Below are 26,213 nucleotides of genomic sequence, written 5' to 3' on the forward strand. Positions count from 1 at the left end.
GCTCGATGATGCCGCGCTGCTTGCCGGACTTGCTTGCAAGAACGGCCGTCAGGGAGTGATTGGCAGTCGCTTCTATATATAGAAGCGGTTGGCGCAGAGCCCTGGCGTGATTGGTTGTATTCGCCTGTGGGATGCGCTGCATTCGTGCATCGGTCCCGTTAAATTGCCTGCTGCTTTTTTACCCGTTTTCAGTAGGGTGACTTCTTGAGTTTGACCCACTAGAATGCATGCCCTTGATTCTGGGGTCGGAAACGGCCGGCTAACGTCTGTGCAACGAGGAATATCCATGCAAGTTTCTGTTGAAAATACTACTGCTCTTGAGCGCCGCATGAGCGTCACCGTGCCGGCTGAGCGCATCGAGACTCAGGTCAACAAGCGTCTGCAGCAGACTGCCCAAAAGGCCAAGATTGCTGGCTTCCGTCCAGGCAAAGTGCCAATGAGCGAAATCAAGCGCCGTTTCGGTGCCGACGCTCGTCAGGAAGCTGTAGGCGACGTGATCCAGTCCTCCTTCTACGAAGCTGTGGTTGAGCAGAAGCTGAACCCGGCCGGTTCGCCTTCGATCGAGCCCAAGTCGCTCGAAGCTGGCAAGGATCTGGAATACGTTGCGGTGTTCGAAGTGTTCCCTGAGTTCACCGTTGCCGGTTTCGACGGCATCACCGTTGAGCGTCTGAGCGCTGACGTGGCTGACGCTGACCTGGACAAAATGCTCGACATCCTGCGCAAGCAGAACACCCGTTTTGAAGTGGCCGATCGCGCTGCCCAGAACGAAGACCAGCTGAACATCGATTTCGTTGGCAAGGTTGACGGCGAAGTGTTCGCTGGCGGTTCCGCCAAGGGTACTCAGCTGGTACTGGGTTCCGGCCGCATGATCCCGGGTTTCGAAGAAGGCCTGGTTGGCGCTAAAGCCGGCGAAGAGCGTGTTCTGAACCTGACCTTCCCTGAGGACTATCAGAACCTGGACCTGGCTGGCAAAACCGCCGAGTTCACTGTGACCGTCAACACCGTATCCGAGCCAAAACTGCCTGAGCTGAACGAAGAGTTCTTCGCGCAATTCGGCATCAAGGAAAGCGGCATCGACGGCTTCCGCACCGAAGTTCGCAAGAACATGGAGCGTGAACTGCGTCAGGCGATCAAATCCAAGGTCAAGAATCAGGTAATGGACGGTCTGCTGGCCACCAACCCGATCGAAGTGCCAAAAGCCCTGCTGTCCAACGAAGTTGACCGTCTGCGCGTGCAGGCTGTTCAGCAGTTCGGTGGCAACATCAAGCCTGATCAACTGCCGGCCGAGCTGTTCGAAGAGCAAGCCAAGCGCCGTGTAGTGCTGGGTCTGATCGTGGCTGAAGTGGTCAAGCAGTTCGACCTCAAGCCTGACGAAGCTCGCGTTCGCGAAATGATTCAGGAAATGGCTTCGGCTTACCAAGAGCCTGAGCAGGTTGTGTCCTGGTACTACAAGAACGACCAGCAACTGAACGAAGTCCGTTCGGTTGTGCTGGAAGAACAAGTTGTGGATACTGTTCTGCAGAAAGCTAGCGTGACCGACAAATCGGTCTCTTACGAAGAAGCGGTCAAGCCGGTAGAAGCTCCAAAAGCCGACTGATTGATTTTGCGTTAAGAAGCACACACATAAGCCAGCCTTCGAGCTGGCTTATGCGTATTCAAGACATAACTATTTGGGAGTGACTGCAGAGCATGTTCCGTAATTCGTATATTCAGCAGAACTCAGATATCCAGGCCGCAGGCGGCCTGGTCCCGATGGTTGTCGAGCAGTCCGCTCGTGGCGAACGTGCCTACGACATCTATTCGCGCCTTCTCAAGGAGCGAGTGATCTTTCTGGTTGGTCCGGTAGAGGACTACATGGCCAACCTGATCTGTGCGCAACTGCTGTTCCTTGAAGCGGAAAACCCGGACAAGGACATCCATCTCTATATCAACTCCCCGGGCGGTTCGGTGACAGCGGGCATGTCGATCTACGACACCATGCAGTTCATCAAACCCAACGTGTCGACCACCTGTATCGGTCAGGCGTGCAGCATGGGCGCGTTCCTGCTGACCGCAGGCGCTCCAGGCAAGCGTTTCTGCCTGCCGAACTCGCGAGTGATGATTCACCAGCCACTGGGCGGTTTCCAGGGCCAGGCATCGGATATCGAAATCCATGCCAAGGAAATCCTCTTCATTCGTGAGCGCCTGAACACGCTGATGGCCAAGCACAGCGGTCGCACTCTGGAAGAAATCGAGCGCGATACCAACCGCGACAACTTCATGAGTGCAGAAGCTGCGAAGGAATATGGCTTGATCGATGAAGTGATCAACCAGCGTCCAGCTTAAAAATAAGCAGCTCAAAATAGGCTTGGTCGGCTGGTCTGATCAGCGGCGGGCTTGAAAAAGCCCGCAATAGCCTTCATCTTGTGTTGCAAGCCTATCGGATTTGGATCGAACGAATGACTGACACCCGCAACGGCGAGGACAACGGCAAGCTGCTCTATTGCTCCTTCTGTGGCAAAAGCCAGCATGAAGTGCGCAAATTGATTGCCGGCCCCTCGGTCTTTATCTGCGACGAGTGCGTCGACCTGTGCAATGACATCATCCGTGAGGAGGTGCAGGAAGCCCAGGCTGAAAGCAGCGCGCATAAATTGCCTTCGCCCAAAGAAATCAGCGGCATCCTTGATCAATACGTCATTGGTCAGGAGCGTGCAAAGAAGGTTCTGGCCGTAGCGGTGTACAACCACTACAAGCGCCTGAACCAGCGTGACAAAAAAGCTGACGACGTCGAACTCGGCAAGAGCAACATTCTGCTGATCGGCCCGACCGGCTCGGGTAAAACCCTGCTGGCCGAAACGCTGGCCCGCTTGCTGAACGTTCCGTTCACCATTGCCGACGCAACCACCCTCACCGAGGCGGGTTACGTGGGTGAAGATGTCGAGAACATCATTCAGAAGCTGTTGCAGAAGTGCGATTACGACGTAGAAAAAGCCCAGATGGGCATTGTCTACATCGACGAAATCGACAAGATTTCCCGCAAGTCCGACAACCCGTCGATCACCCGCGATGTTTCCGGTGAAGGCGTGCAGCAGGCCTTGCTGAAGTTGATCGAAGGCACGGTCGCTTCCGTTCCACCGCAAGGTGGCCGCAAGCATCCGCAGCAGGAATTCCTGCAGGTCGACACCCGTAACATCCTGTTCATCTGCGGTGGTGCGTTCTCTGGTCTGGAAAAGGTTATTCAAAACCGTTCCACCAAAGGCGGCATCGGTTTCAACGCAGAAGTGCGCAGCAAGGAAGAAGGCAAGAAAGTCGGTGAATCCCTGCGTGAAGTCGAGCCTGACGATCTGGTCAAGTTCGGTCTGATCCCGGAATTCGTCGGTCGTCTGCCGGTCCTCGCGACGCTGGACGAGCTCGATGAAGCTGCATTGATGCAGATTCTCACCGAGCCGAAAAATGCTCTGACCAAACAGTATGCCAAGCTGTTCGAGATGGAAGGCGTCGATCTGGAATTCCGTTCCGACGCACTGAAATCGGTCGCCAAGCGTGCCCTGGAACGTAAAACCGGTGCTCGTGGCCTGCGCTCGATTCTCGAAGGTGTATTGCTCGACACGATGTATGAAATCCCCTCGCAGTCCGAGGTGAGCAAAGTCGTGATCGATGAAAGCGTGATCGAAGGCAAGTCCAAGCCACTGTATATCTACGAAAACAGTGAGCCGGCTGCCAAGGCAGCGCCGGACGCGTAAGCGTCCACCGCGCCGCAACAAAGAAGGGGCCTTCGGGCCTCTTTTTTTTTATGTCGTTTTTTACATCCGCTTTGCGCTTGTTTTTTTTCAAGGCAGCCCCCATCTTGGTTTCAAGCTCAATTCCATCTGATTACGGCCATATGGCCGCCGTAGAGGCGAAATCATGAAGACAACCATCGAATTGCCTCTCCTGCCATTGCGTGATGTCGTGGTTTATCCGCACATGGTTATCCCGCTGTTCGTGGGGCGCGAGAAATCCATCGAAGCCCTCGAGGCAGCGATGACGGGCGACAAGCAGATACTGCTGCTGGCCCAGAGAAACCCGGCTGACGATGATCCCGGTGAAGACGCTCTCTATCGCGTAGGTACCATTGCCACTGTCCTGCAGCTGCTGAAGCTGCCTGATGGCACCGTTAAGGTTCTGGTCGAGGGTGAGCAGCGCGGCACCGTCGAACGCTTCAGCGAAGTCGATGGCCACTGCCGTGCAGAAGTTTCGTTGATTGAAGAAGTCGACGCCGCCGAGCGCGAGTCCGAAGTCTTCGTACGTACGCTGCTGTCGCAGTTCGAACAATATGTGCAGCTGGGCAAGAAAGTCCCGGCTGAAGTCCTGTCATCGCTCAACAGCATCGATGAGCCGGGTCGTCTGGTCGACACCATGGCTGCGCACATGGCGCTGAAAATCGAGCAGAAGCAGGAAATCCTCGAAATCATCGATTTGTCGGCTCGGGTCGAGCACGTTCTGGCGTTGCTGGATGCCGAGATCGACCTGCTGCAAGTCGAAAAGCGCATTCGCGGCCGCGTCAAAAAGCAAATGGAGCGCAGCCAGCGCGAGTACTACCTGAATGAGCAGATGAAGGCCATTCAGAAAGAGCTGGGCGACGGTGACGAAGGTCACAACGAAATCGAAGAGCTGAAAAAGCGCATCGATGCTGCCGGCCTGCCGAAAGACGCGCTGACCAAGGCGAACGCCGAGCTGAACAAGCTCAAGCAAATGTCGCCGATGTCCGCCGAAGCCACCGTGGTGCGCTCCTACATCGACTGGCTGGTGCAAGTGCCGTGGAAGGCACAGAGCAAGGTGCGCCTCGACCTGGCGCGCGCAGAAGACATTCTCGATGCCGATCACTACGGTCTCGAAGAGGTCAAGGAACGCATCCTTGAATACCTCGCCGTGCAAAAACGCGTGAAGAAAATCCGTGGCCCGGTGTTGTGCCTGGTGGGTCCTCCTGGCGTGGGTAAAACCTCGCTGGCAGAGTCGATTGCGCACGCCACCAACCGCAAATTCGTACGTATGGCCCTCGGTGGCGTGCGTGATGAAGCGGAAATTCGCGGTCACCGCCGGACTTACATCGGTTCGATGCCGGGAAGATTGATTCAAAAGATGACAAAGGTCGGCGTTCGCAACCCGCTGTTCCTGCTCGATGAAATCGACAAGATGGGCAGCGACATGCGTGGCGATCCGGCGTCGGCGTTGCTGGAAGTGCTCGATCCTGAGCAAAACCACAACTTCAACGACCACTATCTGGAAGTCGATTACGACCTGTCGGATGTGATGTTCCTGTGCACCTCGAACTCGATGAACATCCCGCCAGCACTGCTCGACCGCATGGAAGTCATCCGTCTGCCGGGCTACACCGAAGACGAAAAGATCAATATCGCCGTCAAATACCTCTCGCCAAAACAGATCACCGCTAACGGTCTGAAGAAGGGCGAGATTGAATTTGATGAAGAAGCGATCCGCGACATCATTCGTTACTACACCCGCGAAGCCGGTGTGCGTGGCCTCGAACGTCAGATCGCCAAGGTCTGCCGCAAGGCTGTTAAAGAGCACGCGCTGGAAAAACGCTTCTCGGTAAAAGTGACAGCTGACTTGCTGGAGCACTTCCTCGGTGTGCGTAAATTCCGCTACGGTCTGGCCGAGCAACAGGATCAGATCGGTCAAGTCACCGGCCTTGCCTGGACTCAGGTTGGCGGCGAATTGCTGACCATCGAAGCCGCTGTGGTACCGGGCAAAGGCCAACTGATCAAGACCGGTTCGCTGGGCGATGTGATGGTCGAATCGATCACCGCAGCGCTGACTGTTGTCCGCAGCCGTGCCAAGAGTCTGGGCATTCCCGTGGACTTCCACGAGAAGCGCGACACGCACATTCACATGCCGGAAGGTGCCACGCCGAAGGACGGTCCTAGCGCCGGTGTCGGCATGTGCACGGCCCTGGTGTCGGCCCTGACCGGGATTCCGGTGCGCGCCGATGTCGCCATGACCGGTGAAATCACCTTGCGTGGTCAGGTGCTGGCGATTGGCGGCCTGAAGGAAAAACTGCTGGCGGCGCATCGCGGCGGAATCAAGATTGTGATTATTCCGGAAGAGAACGTGCGCGATCTCAAGGAGATTCCTGACAATATCAAGCAGGATCTGCAGATTAAACCGGTTAAATGGATTGACGAGGTCCTGCAAATTGCGCTGCAATACGCGCCGGAGCCCTTGCCGGATGTGGCTCCGGAGATAGTTGCCAAGGACGAAAAACGTGAGTCTGACTCTAAGGAAAGAATTAGCACGCATTAATACGTTTTTGCCTGGGGGGCTTCCTTGACAGCTTTTTAGAGCCCTTGTTATAAAGCGGCTCTTAAGTGTCTGTAGGCCATTCAGCACTCGTTTTTGCTTTCACCAAAAAACTTAGAATCATCTCAAAATAGATATAAGGGGACTTAGAGTGAACAAGTCGGAACTGATTGATGCTATCGCTGCATCCGCTGATATCCCGAAAGCTGCTGCTGGCCGTGCGCTGGACGCTGTAATCGAATCCGTCACTGGCGCTCTCAAGGCTGGCGACTCCGTTGTTCTGGTTGGTTTCGGTACTTTCTCCGTGACTGATCGTCCAGCTCGCGTTGGTCGTAACCCACAGACCGGCAAGACGCTGCAGATCGCTGCTGCTAAAAAACCAGGTTTCAAAGCCGGTAAAGCACTGAAAGAAGCGGTCAACTAAGTCGTTACAAGTTTTTACCCATCCGGGTCGGGGTCATCCCTGACTTGGCAGCGGAGCGGTAGAGCAGGTCGCTGAAACAGCTGCCTGTAACGCCGGGATCGAGGGTTCGAGCCCTGTCCGCTCCGCCAGTTACGAGAAGGCGCATCCTCGGATGCGCCTTTCTTCTATCCGGATTCTACCCACGCTCCACGGTTGCCTAATTTTTGAAGTTCAACCGTTTCTGGGGGACGCATGCTGCAGAATATCAGGGACAATTCACAAGGCTGGATTGCCAAGACCATTATTGGGGTCATCGTTGCACTGATGGCCCTGACCGGTTTCGACGCCATTTTCAAGGCCACGACGCACACGAACGAAGCGGCCAAGGTCAATGGTGAAGAAATCAGCCAGAACGAGCTGAGCCAGGCCGTTGACATGCAACGCCGTCAGCTGATGCAACAGCTGGGCAAGGACTTCGATGCTTCCTTGCTCGACGAAAAAATGCTCCGCGAATCTGCCCTCAAAGGTCTGATTGATCGCAAGCTGCTGTTGCAAGGCGCTGAACAATCGAAGTTCGCTTTCTCCGAAGGCGCGTTGGACCAAGTGATCCTGCTGACGCCTGAATTCCAGGTTGACGGCAAGTTCAGCTCCGAGCGTTTCGATCAGGTAATCCGTCAACTGGGTTACAGCCGCATGCAATTCCGCCAGATGCTGGCTCAGGAAATGCTGATCGGCCAACTGCGTGCCGGTGTAGCGGGCAGCGGTTTCGTCACTGACGCCGAAGTGCTGGCTTTCGCCCGTCTGGAAAAACAGACCCGCGATTTCGCCACCCTGAACATCAAGGCCGATCCGGCTGCGGTGAAGCTGACCGACGATGAGGTCAAGGCTTACTACGACGAACACGCCAAGGAATTCATGACCCCTGATCAAGTGGTCATCGATTACCTCGAGCTGAAGAAGTCGTCGTTCTTCGACCAGGTTGCGGTCAAGGACGAAGACCTGCAGGCGGCGTATCAGAAGGAGATCGCCAACCTGTCGGAACAGCGTCGTGCCGCGCACATCCTGATCGAAGTGAACGACAAGACCACCGAAGCTCAGGCCAAGGCGAAAATCGAAGAAGTCGAGGCGCGTCTGGCCAAGGGCGAGAAATTCGAAGCGCTGGCCAAAGAGTTCTCGCAGGACCCAGGCTCGGCCAACAATGGCGGTGACCTCGGTTATGCAGGTCCTGGCGTTTACGATCCAGCTTTCGAAAAAGCCTTGTACTCGCTGAATAAAGATCAGGTTTCCGCGCCGGTTCGCACCGACTTTGGTTTCCACCTGATCAAGCTGCTGGGTGTCGAAGCGCCTGAAGTGCCGACACTGGCCAGCCTGAAAGACAAGCTGACCCGCGAGCTGAAAGCCGCGCAGGTCGAGCAGCGTTTCGTCGAGGCGACCAAGCAATTGGAAGACTCCGCGTTCGAAGCGTCTGACCTGGCCCAGCCAGCGGCAGATCTGAAGCTGACCGTGCACACCTCCAAGCCATTCGGCCGTGAAGGTGGTGAAGGCGTTGCGGCCAACCGTGCCGTGGTCACTGCAGCATTCAGCACCGAAGTGATTGATGAAGGCGCCAACAGCACCGCCATCGAGCTGGATCCGGAAACCGTGATCGTGCTGCGCTCCAAGGAACACCTGAAGCCTGCGCAACTGCCTCTGGAAAGCGTGAACGCGGCCATCCGCACTCAGCTGACCAAAGAGCACGCCAGCGCTGCTGCCAAGACCAAGGCCGAGAAGCTGATCGCTGATCTGCGCGATGGCAAGGCGCCGCTGGACAAGGCGGTTGACGGTCAGAACTGGAAAACCACCGCAGCGGCCACCCGTGCGCAGGAAGGTGTTGATCCGGCCGTGTTGCAGGCATTGTTCCGCATGCCGAAGCCGGCGGCCAAAGACAAGCCGACGTTCAGCAACGTGACGCTGCCGGACGGCAGTCTGATGATTGTGCGCCTGAACGGCGTCAACGAAGCAGCGGCACCGACCGATGAAGAGAAGGCTCAATACCGTCGCTTCCTCGCGTCCCGTGAGGGTCAGCAAGACTTCGCGGCGTACCGCAAGCAGTTGGAAGCTCAGGCCGAAATCAAGCGTTACTGATGCCTGACTGAGCAGCAAGACCAAAAGCCCCGGCCGCAATGCCGGGGTTTTTTTTATTCCGTTCCTACAATGACCGTGGAAAACCGTGGCTTCTGGCATTGACGGCCGCAACCAAGGTCAGCACCAGTAGCGCTGCGACAATCCACGGAAACGCCCCCACACCAGGGTTATCCAGCAATAGACCACCCGCCAGCCCGCCGCCAGCAATCCCGACATTCCACAGAGTCACCAGCATCGATTGCGCCGTATCGGCAGCAGCTCCCGCCGCTTTCGCCGAAGCGGTCTGCAACAGCGACGGCATAGCCCCGAATGCCAGCCCCCAGACAACCACGGCGACATAGACCACGCCGGCTGAATCGCGCCATACGGCCAGGGTCAGCGCCGAGAGCATGAACAGGGCTGTGCTGATCAACACCAGTTCGCGCAGCCAGCGATCAATCAGGCTACCGACGATCCACAGGCTCAGTACCGAGGCGAGACCGAACGCCAGTAGCACGCGGTCGATGTCGTCTGCCAATCCCGAGGGCTGCAGAAACGGCGCGATGTAGGTGTAGAGAAGGTTGTGCGCCACCACGTAGGTCAACGTCACGAACAACACCGGTCGCACCCCGGGAAGGGTAAACACCTGACGCAAGGGCAGGCGTTTTCCTGCACGTTCGCCGGCAAAGTCCGGCACTTGCCAGCGCACCCAGATCACTAGCAACAGGGTCAGCCCGGTCATGATCGCAAAGCTCAGGCGCCAGCCGACCATGGTGCCTAACAGCGTGCCTGCCGGTATGCCGAGCGACAGCGCCAGCGGTGCGCCGAGCATGGCGACGGTGATGGCGCGACCTTGCAGATGGGGCGCGACCATGCGGCTGGCGTAACCGGCCAGCAGCGCCCAGAGCAGGCCTGCAAACACGCCGGCAATCAACCGCGCGATCAGCGTCAGCCAGTACAGGTCTGACAGCGCGGTAATACTGTTCGCCAGCGCGAATCCGCCAATGGCGGACAACAGCAGCGGCCGTCGTCGCCAGCCGCGTGTGGCGATGGTCAGGGGAATCGCCGCGAGCAGCGAACCGACGGCATAGAGCGTGACCAGTTGGCCGATCAGCGCCTGCGAGACGTTCAGGCCGGCGCTCATTTGGGGCAATAGTCCGGCGGGCATGGCCTCGGTGAGCACCGTGATGAACCCGGCGGTGGCCAGCGCCAACAGCGCACCCAGCGGCAGGCGTTCGCGGTTGGCGGCGGCTTGTATCAGGGGCGGGGAGATGAGTTGCGCATCGATCATGATCCAGCGTCCATTTCGAAGGGAGAGACGAAGGCCATAGGGTAGGGCGCTGCGCATTCGGGAAAAACCGGTTATGGTTCCGAACATATCGGACATTGATGTCGCCAATCCCGGAGTGAAAATGGACAGCCTCGGCAGTATTTCAGTGTTCGTACAGGCCGCCGAAACCCGGAGTTTTACCGAGGCCGGGCGCCTGCAAGGGGTTTCGTCGTCGGCGATCGGCAAGAGTATTGCGCGTCTGGAGGCGCGGCTCGGTGTGCGGCTGTTTCATCGCAGCACCCGCAGCATCACCCTGACCGCAGAGGGTGCGTTGTTTCTGGAGCGCTGCCGGAAGATTCTGGCGGAGGTCGAAGCCGCCGAGTTCGAGTTGTGCAATGCCGCCTCGGCGCCCCATGGCAAGTTGCGCATCAGCCTGCCGCAGGTGCATGACCTGGTGATGCCGGTCCTGATCGAGTTCATGGCGTTGTACCCGCAGATCGAGCTGGACCTCGATCTCACCGATCGCATGGTCGATGTCGTCGACGAGGGCTTCGACGCGGTGATTCGCACGGGCAAGCCGAAAGATTCGCGACTGATGGCGCGACCGTTGGGCGAGTTTCATCTGGTGCTGGTGGCCAGTGCCGTTTATCTCGATCAGCACGGCGCGCCGCAGATCCCGGCCGATCTGGCTGATCACGCTTGCCTGCGCCACACCTTTCACGCCACCGGAAAACTCGAAGCGTGGCCCTTGCGGCGCGAGGAAGGGAGCGCCGAGCCGGTTTTGCCGACGCGACTTGTAAGCACTTCCATCGAGGCGGTGAGCCACGCGGCGTTGGCCGGGATGGGCGTTGCCTGCCTGCCGGATTTCATGGTCGCCGAGGCGGTCCGGCAAGGTCGATTGCGGCGGGTGCTCGATGCATATGTGGAGCATGACGGGCAGTTTTGGGTATTGTGGCCATCAAGTCGCCATGCAGCGGCCAAACTGCGAGTGTTCATCGATCATATTTCGCAGCGACTTTTTCCCGCAAAGGATGGTCGATAGAGTTGTAAGCGTTTTAAGACACTAATCCGTACTCCGCAGGGCCGCGATCTGTTGCACAATACGCCCCGGACTGTTTTCCCTCAGGATGTTTAATGTTGATTTCCACTCCCTTGCGTGTTGTCGGGTTGGCGTTGTTGGTGGCTGCTGTCGCCGGCTGTTCGAAAGACAAGCCGATGTATGAGCATGAGAACTTCGACGACTCCGGTATGTTTTCGCGCAATTACCCGGTGGCCGATATTGCCAGTTGCGAAGCCGCCCGGCGCGCATTGCTCAGTCAGGGTTACATTATCACCAGCAGTGACCCGAAACTGGTCAGTGGCCACAAGAGCTTCCAGCAAACCGGCGATACGCACTTGGAGATCAGCTTCAACGTGGTCTGCGCCGAAGACAGCAGCGGCAAGCATCACGCGACGATGTTCGCCAATGCCCTGCAGGATCGCTACGCGCTGAAGAAGACCAATAACTCGGCCAGCCTGGGTGTCGGCGTATTGGGTTCGGTGTCGATGCCGATCGGCTCGTCGGACGATTCGATGGTCAAGGTTGCGAGTGAAACGGTGATTTCGCAGAAGTTCTACGAGCGCTTTTTCACCTTGGTCGAGCAGTTCCTGCCGGCTGATGCGAAGAAGGCTGCGCACATCGAAGAGAAACCCAAGGCCGATCTGGGGATGCCGGAACCGAAGCCTGCGCCACTGACGCCGACACCCGCAGCCGAGCCGGCCGCGACTCCCGCGACTCCCGCGCCTGCACCTGCTGCAGAATCGGCGCCGGCACCTGCTGAAGTGGCCCCCGTCAGTTCCGAGCCGGTTGTACCGCCAGCGGAGTCGGCGCCGATCACTCCAGCGCCGAGTGCCGAGCCTGCACCGGCCACGGAAACCATCACACCACCGGTCAACCCGGACATCCCGCCGCCCTCCGAGCCGATTCCGGCGATGCCATCCTCAGGCCAGTAATCCCTCCTGATCCCTGTAGGAGCTGCCGCAGGCTGCGATCTTTTGATCCTGGTTTTTAAATCAAGATCAACAGATCGCAGCCTGCGGCAGCTCCTACCCAGGAAAATTTCTTTACATTCCCCTGACAAAAATCCCGCGATAAATTCCTGACCACCTGCTACGTTTTATTGATGAAGGCCGGGTTTCACTTTTCCTTCATACGGGCAGTTTATGCTCGAGGCACTGGGCATTTGCTCAGGCCCATTCAAGAGAGCAGCAGGGGGATTACGCAATGGATGACTATCAAGAAGAGCTGCTCGAATTCCAGGCCTTTGAACTGGATCAACCGGAACCTGCGGAAGACGCCACCGAGCTGTGAGCTTTAGCTTGTAGCCCTATGCCGTCTGGCGATGGCTGCGACGAAATTCGCCGGGTGTCTGTCCCGTCCAGCGCTTGAACGCTCGCTGGAAAGCTTCGGCTGAAGCAAAGCCGAGCAGATAAGCGATCTCACCGAATGCCAGTTCGGTGTCGCGAATGTACGTCATCGCCAGATCACGGCGAGTGTCGTTGAGGATCGCGCGAAACTGCGTGCCTTCGTCGGCCAGTTTGCGCCGCAGTGTCCAGGTTGGCAGCTTCAGGCGTGCCGCCACTTCCTCCAGATCCGGTTCGCGACCACCGTTGAGCAACGGCCCGAGCAATTGCGTGATGCGTTCGCGCAGGCTGCGGGTGCGCGTCAGCTGTTCCAGTTCGCGCTCACACAATTGCAGCAGATGCCGCCAGGTGCTTGGGCAGTGTTCGGGGTTGCGTTGCGCGAGGCTGTTCAGGCTCAGGCGCAGTTGATTACGTTCGGCGCCGAACAGGATCGGGCAATCCCCCAGCGCCGCGTACGCTTCGCGGTAATCCGGCTCGGCGAATTCGATTTCGATGCGTTCAGCGCGCAGCGTTTCGCGACTGACGCTGGACAGCTGCTGCAACCAGCCGGCAATGATCGAATCCACCACAAAGCGGTTGTAGGCGTTGTACGGGCTGATCGAATAGAAACGCAGCCATGCGCCGTTGGCATCTTCGTGAAAGCTCGACTGCCCGCGATAGTTGGAGCCGTACAGTGGTTCGAAACGGATCAGGCAACGGGCGGCTTCACGCACGGTCGGCGCTTGCGCGGCGGTGACCCCGGCCAGTCCGGCCTGGCTGAGGCGACTCAGTTGGCCCATTCGCAGGCCCAACGCCGGGTCTTCGGTCAGCTGGATCGCCGCGTGCCCCAGGCGCATGTAACGCGGAATCGACAATCGTGCCCCGGCCTCGGCCAGACGGGCGGCATCGAGGCCGTATTGCTCAAGCAGCGGCTGCGGATCGGCAGCATGGCTGCGCACCGCGTCGGCGAGGCTGTGAACGAAACCCACCGACAAATCGCCAAGGCGCATCGGCAGCGGTTTCATGATTTACAACCAGACATTCAGCAAACGCGCGCCACGCGCTTCGCCGTCGGCAAACTGCTGGCCGTTGCTGCTGAGAAAGCTTTGCCCGGAACTCGACTTGTCCCAGAACTGCCCGCGCAGGAACACGCTCACGCCAGCGATCGCGCGACTGCTCGGCGGCTGCGCAGTGAGGGTCAGGCGATGCCAGGCCTGGCCTTCACTGACTTCACCGGGCTTGAGGCTGACCGAGCCCGGCGTGCTTGATCCTTTATAGCCGCCCCACGGTTGATTCCACACGCCATGACCCACCACGAACGCCGGCACCGCCACCAGTTGCGCACCTTGCTCGTCAAGTTTGCGGTAATTGTCCGGATACCAGCTGTCACTGCCGATGAGGATGCCCAAGCGCCCGGCGGGCGTGTCGACGACGTTGATCGCGTGTTGATCTTCGCCCTCGATCACATCGCGTTGATCGAAGATCGGGTGCATCTGCCGCTGCGGTTGCCCCAACGGCACGCCATCGCGACCAAACACCACGCTGCTGTTGAACAGTGCGCCGCTGCCGGGTTTGAGCTGGCCATCGCGAATGCTTGGCTCCGGCAAGACGATCGAGCCGGCCACCAGCGTCACGTGAAATTCCTTGGCCAGGCCACCGAACAGTGCCTGGTAATCCTTGGCCATCGCCTTGGATTTCATACGTAGATGGGCGTCATCGAGACGACTATTGCCCTTGGCGCTGAGCCAGGCACGGGCGAACAACAGCGGGTTGCTCGCGGCCAGCCAGTTCATCGCTTCGGCGAGGGTCGGCGCCTGATACAGCTCGTCTTTCTCGCCGCTGATCATCAGCCACGTGCCGACATGCTCCGGCAACACCACTACGGTTTTCTCGTTCAACAAGCCTTGATCCTGAGCCTGTTGCAGATACGCCGCGAGTTTGCGGTGCAGGCGTTCGGGGCTTTGATAGTCGGTGGGGAACAGTTCGGGCTGGATGCCCAGCAGGTTGCCGCGGTCGGCAGGCGTGCCCTCATCGACCGCCAGTTTGATGCGCAGGTCCGACAGGTAATGGCCCGCCGGCCGGTCTGCCGCCCACATGGCGTAGGTGGTCAGGACGGCCACGATGGCCATGGAAAATGTCAGGTACAAAAGTTTGCGCATGAAAACCAACAACAACCGGGTACAGGGTGTGGCGACTAGGGTAGGGCCCATGGCGCCGATTGCCAAGAGGCGCTGCGCATTTGGATCAATAAGTTGTCAGTTACGGTCATTGAGTGACAACGGTGCGACTCTTAGTCTGTGCCACATGACTGACGGGGGACGCAGAGCTCCCGCACTTTTTCCGTGAACGCTCGTTGTGGAGTTACCGATGACCGCCGCTCATTACCCGCACCTGTTGGCCCCGCTGGACCTGGGATTCACCACGCTGCGCAACCGCACCCTGATGGGTTCGATGCATACGGGCCTGGAAGAGAAACCGGGCGGCTTCGAGCGCATGGCGGCGTACTTCGCCGAACGCGCGCGCGGCGGTGTCGGCCTGATGGTCACCGGCGGGATTGGTCCGAACGACGAGGGCGGGGTGTACTCCGGCGCGGCCAAGCTGACCACCGAAGAAGAAGCGCTCAAGCACCGCATCGTCACCCGCGCGGTGCACGAGGCGGGCGGCAAGATCTGCATGCAGATCCTTCACGCCGGCCGTTATGCCTACAGCCCGAAGCAGGTCGCACCGAGCGCGATCCAGGCGCCGATCAACCCGTTCAAGCCCAAAGAGCTGGACGAGGAAGGCATCGAGAAGCAGATCAGCGATTTCGTCACCTGCTCGGTATTGGCACAAACCGCCGAGTACGACGGCGTCGAGATCATGGGCTCGGAAGGTTATTTCATTAACCAGTTCCTCGCCGCGCACACCAACCATCGCACTGACCGTTGGGGCGGTAGTTACGAAAACCGCATGCGCCTGCCGGTGGAAATCGTTCGCCGCGTGCGCGAAGCCGTCGGCCCGAATTTCATCATCATTTTCCGTCTGTCGATGCTCGATCTGGTCGAGGGCGGCAGCACCTGGGATGAAATCGTCATCCTCGCCAAAGCCATCGAGCAGGCTGGCGCGACCATCATCAATACCGGCATCGGCTGGCACGAAGCGCGGATTCCGACCATCGCCACCAAAGTGCCGCGTGCCGCGTTCAGCAAGGTCACGGCCAAGCTGCGCGGTTCGGTGAGCATTCCGTTGATCACCACCAACCGCATCAACACCCCGGAAATCGCCGAGCAGATTCTTGCCGAAGGCGACGCCGACATGGTCTCGATGGCGCGGCCGTTCCTCGCCGATCCGGACTTCGTCAACAAGGCTGCCGAAGGCCGCGCCGACGAGATCAATACCTGCATCGGTTGCAACCAGGCGTGCCTCGATCACACGTTTGGCGGCAAGCTGACCAGTTGCCTGGTCAACCCGCGTGCCTGCCACGAGACCGAACTCAACTATCTGCCGGTGCAGCAGATCAAGAAGATTGCCGTAGTCGGCGCCGGCCCTGCCGGTCTGTCCGCTGCAACCGTGGCGGCCGAGCGTGGCCATCAGGTGACCCTGTTCGATTCGGCCAGCGAAATCGGCGGCCAGTTCAATATCGCCAAACGCGTGCCGGGCAAGGAAGAGTTCTTCGAGACCCTGCGCTACTTCAAGCGCAAGTTGCAGACGACGAATGTCGAGGTGTGCCTGAACACTCGCGTCGATGTGGCGAAACTGCTTGAAGGCGGCTACGACGAAATCATCCTCGCCACCGGCATTGCGCCGCGTTTGCCGGCGATTCCGGGCGTCGAGAATGCCAAGGTGCTGAGCTACATCGACGTGATCCTTGAGCGCAAACCGGTCGGCAAGCGTGTCGCAGTGATCGGCGCGGGCGGTATCGGTTTTGACGTCTCGGAATTCCTCGTCCATGAAGGCGTGGCCACCAGTCAGGACCGTGCCGCGTTCTGGAAAGAATGGGGCATCGATACGAAGCTGGAAGCACGCGGTGGCGTCGCCGGGATCAAAGCGGCGCCGCACGCTCCGGCCCGTGAAGTGTTCCTGTTGCAGCGCAAGAAAACCAAGGTCGGCGATGGCCTGGGTAAAACCACTGGCTGGATTCACCGTACCGGTTTGAAGAACAAGCAGGTGCAGATGCTCAACAGCGTTGAATACCTGAGCATTGATGACGAGGGTTTGCACATCCGCATCGGCGAAGCCGGCGAGCCGCAATTGCTGGCGGTGGACAACATCGTGATCTGCGCGGGGCAGGACCCGCTGCGTGAGCTGCACGATGGCTTGGTGGAAGCCGGGCAAAACGTGCACCTGATCGGCGGCGCCGATGTCGCGGCCGAGCTGGACGCCAAGCGCGCCATCAACCAAGGCTCACGCCTCGCCGCTGAACTGTAAACACCCCTGCAGGAGCTGCCGCAGGCTGCGATCTTTTGATCTGGGTTTTCAAAAACAGGATCAAAAGATCGCAGCCTGCGGCAGCTCCTACTAGTATGTGTTTTTTTCAGATCATGCTCTGCTCATGTTTGCCCACGCCCCCCTCGAACACCTTCATCTGGACTGGCTCAGCGCTGCCGGCATTGAGGTCGCGATCCTGCGCCTCGACCAGATTGATCCGCTGATCAGCGGCAATAAATGGTTCAAGCTCTCTGAACACCTCAAAGCCGCCGAGGGTGCCGGTGCTGAAGGCATCATCAGTCTCGGTGGTGCTCACTCCAATCATCTGCATGCGTTGGCGGCGGCGGGCAAACGGTTGGGATTCAAGACTGTCGGGCTGTTGCGTGGGCATGCGCAGGAAACGCCGACCGTGCTGGATTTGCAGGCGTTCGGCATGCAGTTGCATTGGTTGGGTTACGGCGGCTACCGCGCGCGAAACGAGCCGGGGTTCTGGGAACCTTGGCAGGCGCAGTACCCGCAACTGTATGCGGTGCCGGAGGGCGGGGGTGGATTGGCCGGCGCGCTGGGTTGCGCTGCGCTCAAACAGCAACTCGATGCGCAATTGCCCACGCTCGGCTGGAGCGATTACCACGGCTGGTGGCTGGCCTGCGGCACCGGTACGACGCTGGCCGGGTTAGTGCTGGCTGAGGCGGGGGCGCATTCGGTGTTTGGCGCACTGGCGGTGCCGGAGGATCACGGTGTGGCGCCGCACATCGAGGCGATCCTGCAAGCAGCAGGGGTGGCGAATGCGGGCTACGAGTTGATCGAGGCCAGCCGTGGTGGTTTTGCCAGGGTTGATCCGGCGTTGCTCGCGTTTATTAAGCAGACCGAACAGGCTAGCGGTGTGCCCTTGGAACCGCTCTATACCGGCAAAGCGCTGATGGCCCTCAAGGAACAGATAGAAGCAGGCAGATTTGCCAGCGGCACACGACTGATCTTTGTCCACACCGGCGGCCTGCAGGGCAGACGCGGGTTCAGCACCTATCCCTGACCGCACCCTATTTCTGTCATATGGAGATCCATTGTGGCGAGGGGATTTATCCCCGTTGGGCTGCGAAGCAGCCCCAATTCAGCCCACACTGTTCAGTCTGACACACCGCGTTTTGAGGTTTTGGGGCAGCTTCGCAGCCCAACGGGGATAAATCCCCTCGCCACAATGGTTTGCAGTGCCACAGATAGATTCCATTGCCAGCCACAATGATCTGTATTGCCTCAGATAGATCCCGGTGGTTTCACCCGCGCTTGGGCATCATCCGCAGCAGCGTGTTATCGCCTACCACGTAATGGTGATAGATCCCCGCCAGCGCATGCAGCCCGATCAGCCAGTATCCGATCGTGCCGATCAGCACGTGCCAATGCTCGACCTGCTTGGCGAAATCCTTGTTCTCCGCAACCAGCAGCGGCAGATCAAAGCCATAGAACATCACCTGATGCCCCTCGGCGCTGGTGATCAGCCAGCCGAGAATCGGCATGCTGATCATGAACAGGTACAGCGCCCAGTGCATCAGCCGCGCCAGCACGGTTTGCCATTGCGGCGAAGCGGGGAAGATCTTCGGTGCCGGGCCGAGGCTGCGTGCGAGCAGGCGAAACCACACCAGCACGAACACGGTCAGGCCAAGCATGTAATGCACTTCGCGGATCAGCGTGCGGCCGCCGCTGCCTTTGGGGAAGAAGCCGCGCAATTCCATGCTGGCGTACACCAGCACCAACAACATCAGCATCAGCCAGTGCAGCAGCACCGACACAGTGCTGTAGCGCGATTCTGAACTTGTCCACGGCATACGGTGTTCCTCTCGGTTCAGGGCTCCATCGCGCCGTTTCTCCGACGGCATACCTTAACTGTAAACGTCCTTTGGCATTTTTGCCTGAACCCGGCAGAAGTTTTTTCATGTGCTGCTTTTATGACGCTGTTAGTGTCTGCAAAGCGTGATTTTAGTTGTTCAGGTGTAACCGGTTGTTGTTTATGTTTTGAATCTTTAGAGCGTTTGATTGACGTTATTGAAGTGGTTAGTGTTGCGCGCAGTTGTTGCTTTTAAAACAGTTGGATTAACAAGTAATTCCATTAACAGCAGGATTTTTCATAAAAGGATTTCAAGATGACTTTCAGTATTCTTCTGGATCGTAAACAGAGTAAGAACATTGTAAAAAAAGCGATGGCAAAACCACCGGTATCGCGACCGAAACCTCTGCCCGGCAAACCGCCAGTGACGCCACCCTCCAAACCCGTGGTCAAGCCGCCCGTGGTTCCGGTCAAGCCGCCAGTCAAGCCTGCCCCGGTCAAACCACCGGTCAAGCCTCCCGTGAAACCACCGGTCAAACCACCCGTCAAGCCAGTAACGCCGGTCACCAAACCACCGGTCAAGCCAGTGACGCCAGGCACCAAACCGCCGGTAAGCGTCCGTCCGCCAATGCCGTGGCCTACCTTGAATATCAACATTGATCCCGTGGCACTCATCAATCTGGTGAACGCCCTCGGCAGTATTGGCAAGCCCGACGGGTCGACCAAGCTGATCGATGGCAGCGTCGTCAATGCTCAGCGAAACCAGGTCACCCGACCGGACGGCATCATTCAGCATGCTGACGGCAGGGTAGAGCATCCGGACGGACGTATCGTCTGGCCGGATGAGACTGTTGAATATCCAGATGGTCGTATCGTCTGGGCTGACGGCACCGAGCAATTGGCGGACGGTTCGATTCGTTATGTGGACGGCTTGCTATATGACGCAGAAGGCAATCTTGTTATTGAGTGACTGTTGTTGATTTAATGCTGTGTGTTATTCGGATTTAACGGTGTGGATTCCGATTGAATATTTAAGTCGATAAATAAAAAACCGCCAACTGTTGATCAGTTGGCGGTTTTTTTAATCTGACTTAATCGTTTTGCGGCATCTCACCCTTGGCCAGACGCTTGTTGATGTCGGCAATCACTTCCGGCAGGTCAGTGATGGTGTCGATCATATAGTGCGGGCGCGAGCTTTCGAACAGTGCGTGAATGCGTTTGCGTTCGCTGGCCAGTTCATCGCTGCCCAAGGCGCGGAAACCGGCGTAATCCAGGCCCAGCGCGTTGCCGGAGCAGATCAGCGCGACCGTCCACATCCCGGCGCGGCGGCCTTCGAGGATGCCTGGCACGGTGTCGTCGATCTTCACGCAGGCACCGACATCGTCGATGCCCAGTGCAATTACGTTGGCCAGTGCTTGAGCCGGCCATGGGCGACCGTTCGGCACTTCGTCGGTGGCGACCACGTGGTCGGCGACGTAACCGTTGCTGGCTGCCAGTTCGACGACTTTATCCATGACCTGTTTCGGGTAGCCGGAGCACGAACCGATCTTGATCCCTTGCTCGCGCAGCTTGGCGATGGTTTCCAGGGCGCCGGGAATCAGCGCCGAGTGTTCGGCGATCTTCTCGATCTGCAGGGGCATGAAACGCTTGTAGATCGCGGTGACGTCATCGTCGGTCGGCGTGCGGCCGAAGACTTTGCGATAACGCTCGGCGACTTGCGGCTGATCGCAGAGGGTACGGATGTGATCCCACTTGCCCATGCCCATCGGCCCACGGGCTTCTTCGATGGAAACCTGTACATCGAACTCGGCGAAGGCTTCGACGAAGATCTGCGTAGGAGCGAACGAACCGAAATCGACCACGGTACCGGCCCAGTCGAGGATGGCGGCTTGCAGTTTGCTTGGATTGACGTAGTTCATGTTTATCAAATTCCTATGTTGGCAATGCAATTCAAATGTGGGAGCGAGCCTGCTCGCGAAGGCGTCGTGTCAGTCGACATTGATGTTGAATGTTCGACCGCTTTCGCGAGCAGGCTCGCTCCCACAAGGGATGGGTGGTGGGGTCAGATTTCCAGGACTTCCATCTCGCGCAGCACTTCGCCCACCGCCGCGACGGCCTGACGCATTTCGTCCGGGCTGACATGGCCGATGCAGCCGACGCGGAAGGTTTCGACCTGAGTCAGTTTGCCGGGATAGAGGATGTAACCCTTGGCCTTGACCCGTTCGTAGAAGTCCTTGAACTGGTAACGCGGATCGTTCGGCGCATGGAACGTGGCGATGATTGGCGCCTGAATCGCCGCCGGCAGGAAGCTGCGCAAACCGAGTTTGGCCATCTCTTCCATCAGTGCCTGACAGTTGGCGGCGTAGCGCGCATGCCGCGCCGGCAGGCCACCTTCTTCGTTGTATTGCAGCAACGCTTCGTGCAGCGCCGCGACCACGTGGGTCGGCGGGGTGAAGCGCCATTGGCCGGTTTTCATCATGTAGGCGTGCTGGTCGAACAGATCCATCGCCAACGAATGCGAATTGCCGGCGGCAGCCGCCAGCGACTCTTTGCGGGCGAAGACAAAACCCATTCCCGGCACGCCTTCCAGGCATTTACCGGAGGCCGCGATCAAGGCATCGAACGGGACTTTTTGCGCGTCCACCGGCAACGCGCCGAAGGAACTCATGGCATCGATGATCAGGCGTTTGCCGTGTTGCTCAACGACTTCGGCGATTTCCGCCAAAGGATTGAGAATCCCGGTGCTGGTTTCGCAGTGGATCAGCGCGACGTGAGTGATGTCGCTGTCGGCGCGCAGCAGACGGTCGACGTCGGCGGCGGTGGTCGGTTCGTCTTCAGCGGTTTCAAAAGTGCTGAATGAGCGGCCGAGCACTTCGCAGATCTTCGCCAGACGTTTGCCGTAAGCACCGTTGATCAGCACCAGGACTTTGCCGTCACGCGGCACCAGAGTACCGATCGCCGCCTCGACGGCGAAGGTGCCGCTGCCCTGCAATGGCACGCAATGGTGAGTGGCCGCGCCGTTGAGGATCGCCAGCAATTGTTCGCACAGGCTGGCGGTCAGTTGATTGAAGCGGTCATCCCATGACCCCCAGTCGACCATCATCGCCTGACGGGTGCGGGCCGAAGTGGTCAACGGGCCGGGAGTGAGCAGGATGGGTTCGGCGATACTCATTCGTGTGTCCTCGGATAGCGCTGTGGGATGAAGCTACGGGGCATACGTTGCAATTCGGCGTTGTATCAATCAAATTGTTTATTGTTATGCCAGCCATCAGCGAGAGTTATTCATGAATCTGTTTCAGCTGCGCGCCTTCGACGCCGTGGCCCGCGAGGGCAGCTTTACCCGGGCTGCTGCGCGGTTATTCATCAGTCAGCCGGCGGTCACCGGGCACATCAAGGCGCTGGAGGAGCACTACCAGATCACTTTGCTGCGGCGCACCGCGCGACGAGTGGAGCTGACCGAGGAGGGCACCAAACTGGCGGCGATCACCCGGGCGATGTTCGGCCTCGCGGAAGAAGCGCAGGTGCTGCTTGAGGCCAATCGACAATTGCTTACCGGGCGTCTGGAAGTGGCGGCGGACGGCCCGCACATGGTCATGCCGATGCTCGCCAGCCTGCGCGCGCGGTATCCGGGGATTACCGTGAATCTGCGCTTGGGCAATGCGCAGGAAACCCTCGCGGCGCTGTTGTCCGAGCATGCCGATGTGGCGGTGCTGACTGAAGTCGAACCGCGCAAAGGCCTGCACCTGCAAGGCTTGAGCGAATCGCGCATTTGCGCGTTGGTGCCGGCAACGCATGCCTGGGCGACGCGCGCGGGGGAGGTCAAGCTCAAAGAGCTGGATCAGGTGATCATGGTGCTGCGTGAACCGAGTTCGATCACCCGGCGTACCTTTGACCAAGCGTGTGAACAGGCCTCGATTCATCCACGGGTGTTATTGGAACTCGATAGCCGCGAGGCGGTGACGGAAGCCGTCGCCGCTGAGCTGGGTGTCGGTGTGGTGTCATCGGTGGAAGTCAGCCATGACCCGCGCGTGGTGGCGATTCCGATTGTCGGCGACGGTCTGGTCAACCGGCACATGATCGGCTGCATGGAGCGGCGCCGGGATTTGCGTTTGATCCAGGCGTTTTTCGCGTTGGCGCCTGGCTGACCTCAGGCGCAGTCGCGGCATCCAGATCAGGCCATGGTCAATTGCGGCTGAGCCGGCAGGATCGCGGTACTTTTTCGGGTGATTTCGATTCTTGGGTAATTCGCCTGCTTCAGCTGCATGTTCTCCAGTTGGTCCAGCGCGGCGGCAGGATCATTCAATGGCAGCGTCTGCAGCAATTGCACATCGAGGTTCCACCACTGACTGTCAAGCAAGCGTGCAATGGTGTGCGGGTCATGCCGGTACTTGATGATTTTCGCCGGGGTGCCGGCAACGATGGCGTAAGGCGGAACATCCTGGGTCACCAGCGCGCGCGTCGCGATGATTGCGCCGGTGCCGACCTGCACGCCTTCGAGGATCATCGCGCTGTGGCCGATCCACACGTCGTGGCCGATCGTGACGTCGGCCACCACCGGGTCGAATGTCAGCGCGGTATCGGTGTACTGAAAGGGGTGTGAACTGAGCCAGTCGGTCGGATGCGAGCTCTTTTGCTGGCCGATAAAACAGCGGGTACTGATCGAGCAGAAGCGGCCAATGGAGGAAACCGCAGACAGCACGCAATCACTTCTGATGTAGGTGTGCGCACCGATGGCGAGGTGTTTCGACTCGATCACCACGTGGCCGATGCTGACGTGTTCTTCGAGCGTCAGTGTCGATCGCTTGTGCAACGAAAAAATCCCGCCGGCGACTTTGCAGGCATGCTGGCGAATGGATTTTTTCCAGAAGTGATTCCGAACTGAATTTATTATTTTCTTCACGATGCGTACTTCGATTCCATGGTCGAGCCGCGACAGGCTCGGTGCGTCTCAGACGGTGATGCTGCGAAATTTTTTGTGACAGATGGCAAGGCGCCAGTGTAGCTGACGTTCAGGTCAGGGCACAGCTACACCAGACTCTCGCGCACCATCTGCAAAAACGTCGCCACCACCCGCCGCGAACTCTGCTCGCGCAGGCACACCAGCGTCTCCGTCAGCCGGCGCGTGCAATCAATGATTGGCAATGCGCAGACCCGCGAATCCGCACCAAACTCCGCCGCCGACACCACCCCCACGCCAATCCCCACCACCACCGCCTCGCGCGCGGCTTCGCGGCCTTCAACCTGAATCGCCGGGCGAATGCGAAACCCGGCGCGGGCCATTTCTTCTTCCAGCGTCTGCCGTGTCACCGAGCCGTGTTCGCGCAACACCAACGGCGTGTCATCGAGGTCCGCCAGGCAAATCGATTCGCGCTCGGCCCACGGGTGATGGCGTGAGACGAATGCGACCATCGGGTCGTTGCGCAGCGGCACGCAGAGCAAACGCTCGTCACTGACATCGCGCCCGAGCAACGCCAGATCGGCCTGATAGTTGAACAGGCGAAACAGCGATTCATCGGTGTTGCCCGTCTCGATCTTCACGCTGATCCCCGGATAGCGCTCGCAGAACCGCGCGATCTGCGGCAACACGTGCACCGGCGCATCGACTGCCAGAATCAGGCTGCCGGTCTGCAGGGCCTGGGATTCCTGCAACAATTCCTGCGCTTCGGCTTCAATCACGAACAGGCGCTGGGTGATCGCCAGCAAACGCTCACCAAGATCGGTCAGGCGCACGGAACGCTTATTGCGGTGAAACAGCAGAACGCCGAAACGCTCCTCCAGTTTGCGCACCTGGTCGGATATCGCCGGTTGCGTGAGAAAAAGCCGCTCGGCGGCTTTGGTGAAGCTTCCATGCACGGCCACGGCATGGAAGGCTTTGAGCTGGGCGTGGGAGACGGACATGAATGCTCCAGTAACAAGCTGAGCTTATGTGTGAAATACGATAAATCGATTTTATTTATTAAACAGTAATTGCTTTGATCGGCTCACGCCATCGCTGACTGCTCGTTCGGGGAGCAGCAATGGCCATGAGCCTGCGTGCAACAGCAGGACTCATCTGACCGGTATCGCCATAGGGATGGGGGGATATCGCAGTGCTCAACAATAAAAACACAGGCGTTTTTCTTAACGATTCTGCCGGCACACTCACACCCTGAGGTCAGAACCACCATGAACAAGCACATCGGCACCATTGCGCGTTGGCGCGTGCAGATCTTCGCTGTCACCTGGCTCGCGTACGCCGCTTTCTACTTCACCCGCAAAGCTTTCTCGGTGGCCAAACTCGGCATCGCCGAAGACCCCACCTTCATGCTCGACAAGATGGCCATGGCCAACCTCGATGCGATTTATCTGGCGGCTTACGCCATCGGTCAATTCACCTGGGGCATGCTCGCCGACCGCTTTGGCCCACGGGTCGTGGTGCTTGGCGGTTTGCTGATTTCCGCCGCAGCGGCGCTGGTGATGGGCAGCTACGCGACACTACCAATCTTCGCTACCTGCATGTTGATTCAGGGGCTGGCGCAGTCCACCGGGTGGTCGGGGTTGTGTAAAAACCTTGGCAGTTTCTTCCCTGCGCAACAGCGCGGGCGGGTGCTCGGTTTATGGAGTTCCTGCTACGCCTTCGGTGGTCTGGTGGCTTCGCCGTTTGCCGGCTGGTGGGCGTATACGCTGGTAGGCAGTTGGCACGCGGCGTTCATTTCCAGCGCAGCGGTGGTCGCGGTGGTGGCGGTGGTGTTCTTCATCTTCCAGCGCAACAAACCGGAAGATGTTGGCCTGCCGGCGGTCGAGCCGGAGCCGGAACTCAGCGCGGAGGAGACCGAAGCCAACAGCAAACTCAGCGTCTGGGAACCGTTAAAGGAAATCCTGCGCAATCGCACGGTGCTGGTGCTGGGCCTGGCGTATTTCATGCTGAAACCGGCGCGTTACGCGATTCTGCTGTGGGGCCCGGTGATTGTCTTCGAGCAAATGCCCAGCGTTGGCAAGGTCGGTGCGGCAATCATTCCGACCTCGTTCGAGCTGGCCGGTCTGCTCGGGCCGATCATGATTGGCCTGGCCTCGGACAAGCTCTTCGGCGCCCGGCGCATGCCGGCCTGCGTGCTCAGTCTGCTCGCACTGACCGTGACGCTGGCGCTGTTCATGGGCGCTCTGCACACCGGCAGTGTTTTGCTGGTGGTCGCACTGCTGTTTGTCATGGGCCTGACCCTGTACGGCCCGGATTCGATGATCAGCGGCGCAGCGGCCATCGACTTCGGCAAAGCCAAGGCCGGTGCCACGGCGGCCGGTTTCGTCAACGGCTGCGGCTCGGTCGGTGCGGTGCTCGGTGGCTTGTTGCCGGGTTACTTCGACTCGGTGACGGTGTTCATCGTGTTTGCCGGTTGCGCGCTGTTTTCGGCGCTGGTGCTGATTCCGCACTGGAACAGCCGCCCGGTCGGTGTGATGGAGCCACGCGCCTCCATCCCCAATTGCCCGTTGACGATCAAACCCCTGCGTTCCTGAAAACCCTTGCCTCGCGGCCTGCTGCGACGCACGCGGCAGGCTGTGGCGTGGCCAACTGA

The 26,213-nt window shown here is 58.9% G+C and carries 20 protein-coding genes and 1 pseudogene; 13 read left to right on the plus strand and 8 right to left on the minus strand.

The window, feature by feature from the left end; genetic code table 11:
• Positions 1-286 precede the first annotated feature (286 nt).
• From tig to C2E19_RS11735, 6 genes and pseudogenes are all read left to right on the plus strand, one after another.
• Positions 287-1,597, plus strand: a complete 1,311-nt coding sequence (gene tig, locus C2E19_RS11710; RefSeq protein ID WP_129391991.1) for a trigger factor — start codon at positions 287-289, stop codon at positions 1,595-1,597.
• Between the two features lie 155 nt (positions 1,598-1,752).
• Positions 1,753-2,256: pseudogene (locus tag C2E19_RS11715) on the plus strand (ATP-dependent Clp protease proteolytic subunit); the annotation flags it as partial.
• Positions 2,257-2,438: 182 nt separating this feature from the next.
• Positions 2,439-3,722: an ATP-dependent Clp protease ATP-binding subunit ClpX gene (gene clpX, locus C2E19_RS11720; protein ID WP_007951558.1), complete on the plus strand. Its 1,284-nt coding sequence runs from the start codon at positions 2,439-2,441 to the stop codon at positions 3,720-3,722.
• A 163-nt stretch (positions 3,723-3,885) separates the two neighbouring features.
• Positions 3,886-6,282, plus strand: a complete 2,397-nt coding sequence (lon, locus tag C2E19_RS11725) for an endopeptidase La (protein WP_129391994.1) — start codon at positions 3,886-3,888, stop codon at positions 6,280-6,282.
• A gap of 148 nt (positions 6,283-6,430) precedes the next feature.
• A complete protein-coding gene (locus tag C2E19_RS11730) occupies positions 6,431-6,703 on the plus strand; it encodes an HU family DNA-binding protein (RefSeq protein ID WP_008077714.1) in 273 nt (90 codons plus the stop codon).
• A gap of 231 nt (positions 6,704-6,934) precedes the next feature.
• The gene (locus tag C2E19_RS11735) at positions 6,935-8,806 is read left to right on the plus strand and encodes a SurA N-terminal domain-containing protein (RefSeq protein WP_129391997.1); all 1,872 of its coding nucleotides are present in this window, start codon (positions 6,935-6,937) and stop codon (positions 8,804-8,806) included.
• A gap of 64 nt (positions 8,807-8,870) precedes the next feature.
• Here the strand turns inward: C2E19_RS11735 and C2E19_RS11740 are convergent, their stop codons facing one another.
• Positions 8,871-10,076: an MFS transporter gene (locus C2E19_RS11740; RefSeq protein ID WP_129392001.1), complete on the minus strand. Its 1,206-nt coding sequence runs from the start codon at positions 10,074-10,076 to the stop codon at positions 8,871-8,873.
• Between the two features lie 121 nt (positions 10,077-10,197).
• On the opposite strand from C2E19_RS11740, the gene C2E19_RS11745 reads away from it, so the two are divergent.
• Both C2E19_RS11745 and C2E19_RS11750 read left to right on the plus strand, forming a co-directional pair.
• On the plus strand, positions 10,198-11,097 hold the full coding sequence (locus C2E19_RS11745) for a LysR family transcriptional regulator (RefSeq protein WP_129396106.1): 900 nt from the start codon (positions 10,198-10,200) through the stop codon (positions 11,095-11,097).
• Between the two features lie 92 nt (positions 11,098-11,189).
• Positions 11,190-12,047: a DUF2242 domain-containing protein gene (locus C2E19_RS11750; protein WP_129392004.1), complete on the plus strand. Its 858-nt coding sequence runs from the start codon at positions 11,190-11,192 to the stop codon at positions 12,045-12,047.
• A gap of 374 nt (positions 12,048-12,421) precedes the next feature.
• Here C2E19_RS11750 and C2E19_RS11755 read toward each other — a convergent pair whose 3' ends face one another.
• Complete coding sequence (locus C2E19_RS11755; RefSeq protein WP_129392007.1) at positions 12,422-13,462, minus strand: AraC family transcriptional regulator; 1,041 nt, start codon at positions 13,460-13,462, stop codon at positions 12,422-12,424.
• Between the two features lie 3 nt (positions 13,463-13,465).
• Positions 13,466-14,596: a nitrilase-related carbon-nitrogen hydrolase gene (locus C2E19_RS11760; RefSeq protein ID WP_129392011.1), complete on the minus strand. Its 1,131-nt coding sequence runs from the start codon at positions 14,594-14,596 to the stop codon at positions 13,466-13,468.
• A 208-nt stretch (positions 14,597-14,804) separates the two neighbouring features.
• Here C2E19_RS11760 and C2E19_RS11765 point away from each other — a divergent pair, with 208 nt between their 5' ends.
• Positions 14,805-16,844: an NADPH-dependent 2,4-dienoyl-CoA reductase gene (locus C2E19_RS11765; RefSeq protein WP_129392014.1), complete on the plus strand. Its 2,040-nt coding sequence runs from the start codon at positions 14,805-14,807 to the stop codon at positions 16,842-16,844.
• A 124-nt stretch (positions 16,845-16,968) separates the two neighbouring features.
• Positions 16,969-17,874: a 1-aminocyclopropane-1-carboxylate deaminase/D-cysteine desulfhydrase gene (locus tag C2E19_RS11775; RefSeq protein ID WP_129392017.1), complete on the plus strand. Its 906-nt coding sequence runs from the start codon at positions 16,969-16,971 to the stop codon at positions 17,872-17,874.
• Positions 17,875-18,115: 241 nt separating this feature from the next.
• Here C2E19_RS11775 and C2E19_RS11780 read toward each other — a convergent pair whose 3' ends face one another.
• Positions 18,116-18,664 carry a cytochrome b gene (locus C2E19_RS11780; RefSeq protein WP_129392019.1) on the minus strand — a complete coding sequence of 183 codons (549 nt, stop codon included), beginning with the start codon at positions 18,662-18,664 and terminating at the stop codon, positions 18,116-18,118.
• Between the two features lie 315 nt (positions 18,665-18,979).
• Between C2E19_RS11780 and C2E19_RS11785 the strand changes: the two genes are divergently transcribed.
• Positions 18,980-19,633 (plus strand): hypothetical protein, encoded by a 654-nt coding sequence (locus tag C2E19_RS11785; RefSeq protein ID WP_129392022.1) that lies wholly within the window; start codon positions 18,980-18,982, stop codon positions 19,631-19,633.
• 121 nt (positions 19,634-19,754) lie between these two features.
• Here the strand turns inward: C2E19_RS11785 and phnX are convergent, their stop codons facing one another.
• Positions 19,755-20,582 carry a phosphonoacetaldehyde hydrolase gene (gene phnX / locus C2E19_RS11790; RefSeq protein ID WP_129392025.1) on the minus strand — a complete coding sequence of 276 codons (828 nt, stop codon included), beginning with the start codon at positions 20,580-20,582 and terminating at the stop codon, positions 19,755-19,757.
• Positions 20,583-20,725: 143 nt separating this feature from the next.
• Complete coding sequence (locus C2E19_RS11800) at positions 20,726-21,835, minus strand: 2-aminoethylphosphonate--pyruvate transaminase (RefSeq protein WP_129392031.1); 1,110 nt, start codon at positions 21,833-21,835, stop codon at positions 20,726-20,728.
• Positions 21,836-21,947: 112 nt separating this feature from the next.
• On the opposite strand from C2E19_RS11800, the gene C2E19_RS11805 reads away from it, so the two are divergent.
• Complete coding sequence (locus tag C2E19_RS11805; protein WP_129392034.1) at positions 21,948-22,808, plus strand: LysR substrate-binding domain-containing protein; 861 nt, start codon at positions 21,948-21,950, stop codon at positions 22,806-22,808.
• 26 nt (positions 22,809-22,834) lie between these two features.
• Here C2E19_RS11805 and C2E19_RS11810 read toward each other — a convergent pair whose 3' ends face one another.
• Both C2E19_RS11810 and C2E19_RS11815 read right to left on the minus strand, forming a co-directional pair.
• A complete protein-coding gene (locus C2E19_RS11810) occupies positions 22,835-23,563 on the minus strand; it encodes a CatB-related O-acetyltransferase (RefSeq protein WP_164979422.1) in 729 nt (242 codons plus the stop codon).
• Positions 23,564-23,688: 125 nt separating this feature from the next.
• Positions 23,689-24,561 (minus strand): LysR family transcriptional regulator, encoded by an 873-nt coding sequence (locus C2E19_RS11815; RefSeq protein WP_129392037.1) that lies wholly within the window; start codon positions 24,559-24,561, stop codon positions 23,689-23,691.
• 267 nt (positions 24,562-24,828) lie between these two features.
• On the opposite strand from C2E19_RS11815, the gene C2E19_RS11820 reads away from it, so the two are divergent.
• On the plus strand, positions 24,829-26,154 hold the full coding sequence (locus C2E19_RS11820) for an MFS transporter (RefSeq protein ID WP_129392040.1): 1,326 nt from the start codon (positions 24,829-24,831) through the stop codon (positions 26,152-26,154).
• Positions 26,155-26,213: the final 59 nt, after the last annotated feature.

The sequence above is a fragment of the Pseudomonas sp. DTU12.3 genome (genome assembly GCF_004124275.1).
Classification (GTDB): domain Bacteria; phylum Pseudomonadota; class Gammaproteobacteria; order Pseudomonadales; family Pseudomonadaceae; genus Aquipseudomonas; species Aquipseudomonas helmanticensis.